The following is a 332-nucleotide window of genomic DNA, read 5'->3' as shown; positions in this document are numbered from 1 at the left end:
CCACTGGATGATGCCCTGGTTGCCTCGCTGGCAGAATCTCATGACCTGCTGGTAACGCTGGAAGAAAACGCCACGGCGGGTGGAGCAGGCAGTGCGGTGCTGGAATCCCTGGCGGCTGCGGGCGTGATGGTACCGGTTTTACTGACGGGATTACCCGATCGCTATATCGAACATGCCAGCCCGGATCGCCAATGGCTGGATGCCGGTCTTGATAGCAACCATGTGCTGGAGCGGATTCAGCAGCGTCTGGCGCAGCTCTGACCGCTCCAACCGTCGGCCAGTGTTAATCGCTGGCCTGTCCGGCCTTGGAGGACGGTTTGTCAGCTCCAGGC

The 332-nt window shown here is 61.1% G+C and carries 1 protein-coding gene; it reads left to right on the top strand.

The window, feature by feature from the left end; translation table 11 throughout:
* Positions 1–261 (top strand): transketolase C-terminal domain-containing protein (locus tag Q4563_RS17935; RefSeq protein WP_303605465.1); only part of this gene is annotated, 261 nt, incomplete at its 5' end.
* Positions 262–332: the final 71 nt, after the last annotated feature.

The organism is Gilvimarinus sp. 1_MG-2023 (assembly GCF_030548285.1).
The sequence above is the reverse complement of the archived record's forward strand: the minus strand, read 5'-3'. Positions and strand labels throughout refer to the sequence as shown.